Source organism: Nitrosomonas sp., assembly GCF_024282095.1.
In the GTDB taxonomy this organism is placed as follows: Bacteria; Pseudomonadota; Gammaproteobacteria; order Burkholderiales; family Nitrosomonadaceae; genus Nitrosomonas.
The window spans coordinates 1-4,267 of record NZ_JAMWZS010000070.1 but is presented as its reverse complement, the minus strand read 5'-3'; the positions used below and the strand labels follow the sequence as shown (position 1 = coordinate 4,267).

At 43.5% G+C, this 4,267-nt stretch carries 5 protein-coding genes; 1 reads left to right on the top strand and 4 read right to left on the bottom strand.

All coding sequences use genetic code 11. The annotated features are described in order from the left end of the window. From Q0K92_RS12825 to Q0K92_RS12815, 3 genes are all read right to left on the bottom strand, one after another. Positions 1–357, bottom strand: a 357-nt coding sequence (locus tag Q0K92_RS12825; RefSeq protein WP_297326187.1) for a transposase, incomplete at its 3' end; no start/stop codon positions are given. Between the two features lie 323 nt (positions 358–680). Continuing rightward, complete coding sequence (locus Q0K92_RS12820) at positions 681–2,015, bottom strand: HD domain-containing phosphohydrolase (RefSeq protein ID WP_297326186.1); 1,335 nt, start codon at positions 2,013–2,015, stop codon at positions 681–683. A 54-nt stretch (positions 2,016–2,069) separates the two neighbouring features. After that, positions 2,070–2,834 carry a carbonic anhydrase gene (locus Q0K92_RS12815; protein ID WP_297326185.1) on the bottom strand — a complete coding sequence of 255 codons (765 nt, stop codon included), beginning with the start codon at positions 2,832–2,834 and terminating at the stop codon, positions 2,070–2,072. A 123-nt stretch (positions 2,835–2,957) separates the two neighbouring features. Between Q0K92_RS12815 and Q0K92_RS12810 the strand changes: the two genes are divergently transcribed. Then, complete coding sequence (locus Q0K92_RS12810) at positions 2,958–3,647, top strand: VIT family protein (RefSeq protein WP_297326184.1); 690 nt, start codon at positions 2,958–2,960, stop codon at positions 3,645–3,647. 53 nt (positions 3,648–3,700) lie between these two features. On the opposite strand, the gene Q0K92_RS12805 is transcribed toward Q0K92_RS12810, so the two are convergent. Next, on the bottom strand, positions 3,701–4,186 hold the full coding sequence (locus Q0K92_RS12805; protein ID WP_297326183.1) for a cation transporting ATPase C-terminal domain-containing protein: 486 nt from the start codon (positions 4,184–4,186) through the stop codon (positions 3,701–3,703). Positions 4,187–4,267: the final 81 nt, after the last annotated feature.

Genomic DNA, 4,267 nt, shown 5'->3' with positions numbered 1-4,267 from the left:
CGTGGCATCAATTACCGCCCCCGTCGCACCCTTGATCATCAATCCGTGTGATTGAAGCTGTTCATTGATAGAGGCCAACAGATCATCTAGCCGGTTACGGAACCGGCACAAAGTGGTTTCGTCCGGTATCGCATCCGACAAGGATAATCCACAAAATTGTAGAAAATCAATCCGTACACTCAGCGCTTGCTCCAATGCCGCATCCGACAAACTATGCCACTGTCCCAGCAGAATCGCTTTGAACATCATCAGCGCATCAAACGGTTCCTGTCCTCCAGCATGCGATAATTCGCGTTTGTACAAACCCCTAAGCTTCGGACGTAATTCCTTCCATTCAATCAGGGCATCAATCTTCATCAGCACACCGCCTCGCTTCAATCGTTGCACCAGTTCCAGTGTCCCAAAACTCTGCCTCTATTTTAGTTGGTTATTGCACTGGCAGGCGAGGTTGTGCAGGAGTCTTTCCAAACAAATTCGGTTGATGTGCCGTACTGCTATGTCTTAGCATTTTTAATCACCATTTCGACCAGGAATATGACCCCTTTTAACATTCCCGGTCGTTATGATCACTAAGAATCAGTGCATTTGTTCCTAATATCAATTGCTTGTGTATATTTCAGAGCCGACTAATTACTCAGATATAAACATTGTTTAGGCTACAACGATGTAATACGGAAATGTTACTTTGCAGTTGACAAGAAATGGTGAGCAATGCGGCGCTGAAGCATCGTTACCATTTGATGCTCCTCCAAACCTTTTACCTCATTGCATAGAGCTGGTGCGATCGTCACGAAGGTTTCCACCAACTGCGGATCGAAATGGCTACCACTATCTCGCTTAAGCATGGTGATAGCGTCATCCAATGTCCATGAATCTTTATAAGGGCGTTTGGAGGTGAGTGCATCGAACACATCTACAATGGCGAATATTCGAGCATTCAGGGGGATTGCCTTACCTTTCAGTCGCTGCGGATAGCCGCTGCCATCGTATTTCTCATGATGAAATTCGACCACATCTCGTGCACCACTGAGCCAACTTGATTTGCTTAGTATATCCATACCCAGTGAGACATGGGTTTCCATAACCTCGAATTCTTGTGGGGATAATTTTCCTGGTTTAAGCAATATCGGATCGCGAATACCAATTTTACCAACGTCATGTAAGAAAGCACCCGTTATCAGGTTACGGATATCTTTACCAGAGAGACCAATGGTTTCACCAAGTTGTAGCGCATAATAGGTTACTCGGTAATTATGACTATTCGTATCGGAATCGCGCTCTGCAATGGCGCAACCCAGCACATTCATCAACTCCAGATTCCCCTTTAAGAGATTGTCAGAAAGCTTAATTAGTCCTCGATTGAGCGTCAGGATGATCGGATACATCAAAAGAGTAGTGAAAGCGATGCTGACGGTTATAAATAGCAGCGTGCGAAGCAATTCATGTTTGATTTTATCTTGGATCTGTTGATCGACTTGATAGATGCCTTCAAAATAACCAGTGAACGTATTTTGAGGTCCTTTTATCGGAATCAATGTGACCATCAGAAGCTTGCCGCTGATGAAATAAAATTCGTGAGAGGGCTCGCCTTGTTGCGGAAACCGATGGCGATATTGATTAATCGCATATTCGGCTGCTTCCTGTCCTGGTCGAACGGCTTCAATTCTGAGTTGTTTATCGAGATCATAAAGCTCGACAACGAGAAAATGTTGGTTTACCAACTGCTGTGCCAAGTTTGTTAAATGCTGAAAGGCCGCAGTATCCAGTTGTTTTAGATTGTAGGGTGATCCAGCACTTAATGCCGCAGATTCCTTGAGTGCAAGCTCATGAATAAATTGCTGGAAGCGGTTTATTTCCAACCACAAGACGATACCGCCAATTGTGATACTGAGAAACAACCACCCCAGAAACAGACGAACCAGGATTTTTCGGTGTATGAATTGGCTTGTAGTAAGCGCTGCTTGTGAATCCGCCCTGACATCATCAGTTTTCTGTGTAGTGGATGCTTGATTCATTCATTTTCCTGAGTTATCAGCTACAAGTTTATGCCACTATGCCTTACTTTATCCTTATTTGAAGTTAACTATTGGCAGCTTCTTAATTTCTGCCAGGTTTGTTTCTCCGTTAACATTGATTAAGACAAGGCGGCCACTGCCTTGAGAATAGTCATTGCGAAAATCATACACACCCCCAATAATAGTCAAATGGCCAGCCTTGACTTCTTTGTCATATTTCTTTAAAGCAGTCGAAACCTGATGATTCACATTTGACTCAACACTTTCTTTAACCTGCGCATGATCATCAGATTTATTGCCAGCAACTTTGATCGTATCCAATTCACGCCAAATCGAAGGCTCAAGATGCGTCGGCTTTGACATGGCCGCTTCAACGGCTCCGCAAGATGAGTGCCCAATAATAAATAATACGGGCGTATGTAAATGACGCACACCATATTCAATGGATCCTTCAGCCGTTGAGACTTGATTGCCAATGTTACGGACTAAAAAAAGATCTCCATCAGGATGAATATCAAGCGCATGGGTGTGCAATCGGGAATCAGCACAAGTTACCATCGTTGCCATGGGTTTCTGTCCATGAATGAGTTGGTTAAAATAATCCGGTGGCAATCTCTTAACAAATTCGTCATTTGACTCAATCACATGCCGAACAATTTCTCTAACTTGGTCTTTTTCACTTTTGTTGACTGGTGCTGGCGATTGGGCCATTAAGCTGCTGGTATTAAACAGGAATGTAATCAGGATGATGAAGCTTATCTTTTGCATTGGATTCAATCTCCATTTGATTAAAACGTAATATAGAAACTTTGAATTCATACTAACAAAATTCAGATTCACTGACGCCATTATTTATTGATACCTATAAGCACAACGATATGAAATTGAAATAAAATTTAGTACCACTCTTTTACAACCTCAGAAAAAATCTCAGGAAATGCTATGAGTCACCATGAAATACATAGATCACATCGGATAGGATGGTTGCGCGCTGCTGTACTCGGCGCCAATGATGGCATCGTTTCAACCGCAAGTCTTATTATAGGTGTTGCAGCAGCGCAATCAGCACACACGGATATTATGCTTGCTGGAATTGCAGGATTGGTTGCAGGTGCCATGTCGATGGCTGCAGGTGAATATGTGTCGGTTAGCTCTCAGTTAGATACAGAAAAGGCGGATCTTGAACTTGAGAGAGAATCACTAAAGGATGATTATGAGTTTGAGTTGAAGGAATTGGCAAATATTTATGAAAAAAGAGGACTTGATTCCAATCTGGCAAAACAAGTGGCTGAGCAACTAATGACATATGATGCATTGGGAGCTCATGCAAGAGATGAATTAGGTTTGGTTGAGAGCGTTAGAGCACGTCCTATTCAAGCAGCACTTTTCTCTGCGGGCACATTCACTATTGGCGCTGCGTTGCCTCTATTGGTCGCATGGAAGGTGTCAGATATTCAACTTATTCCGGCAGTTGCGGTATTTTCACTTGTATTTCTGGCGGCTTTGGGTGGTCTTGCCGCACGTGCAGGAGGAGCAAAAATATCTATTGGTGCTATTAGAGTTACATTCTGGGGAGCGCTTGCAATGACTTTAACTGCGGCAGTGGGCAGATTATTCGGTGTAGCTGCATGATAAAAATTGGTTTTGTGAGGCATTTTTAGTGATGTTGACTTAACTATTCTCAGTTAATGCAACTGAACCCTGAACCGTCCAAAAACGACAATCATGGCAATTCCAAGCGTACCTGCGGCACTTAGTATCAAGTCGTTTAAATGCAGTGGAGTCAGATGTAATAGCGAGGCCAAAGTTGGAAATTGCACCAGCAGCAAAGTCAGTGCGATTGTTGCTCCCACCATGATACGTGACATAAAGTTAGACAGGCCGCTCAGAACAATAGTTAACATGGCGCTTGCAAACGTGAGAGTAACTAGGGCCATGGCTCGTGCGTGTTCAACCTCGTGGCCTATGCCAAGGCTGTGTTCATAGCCATAGATGATCATTAATGTCAGCAGGACTCCGACAATGCCAATCACCCACCACTCTCGCAGATTAAAAAATCGCGGGTGATGCGTTTTTTGAATTGGGCTCAAACGTTTACTTATTGGCAGCTCCTGGAAAACCAGTAATGCAGTGGGATGAATGATCAGCTCAAGCCAAACAATGAATCGCACCGGGTTTTCCGGAGATAAAATGATTTGAGAGGAGGAGAAGATGAAGAATCAAATCAGTTATTCACCGGAAGTACGAGAACG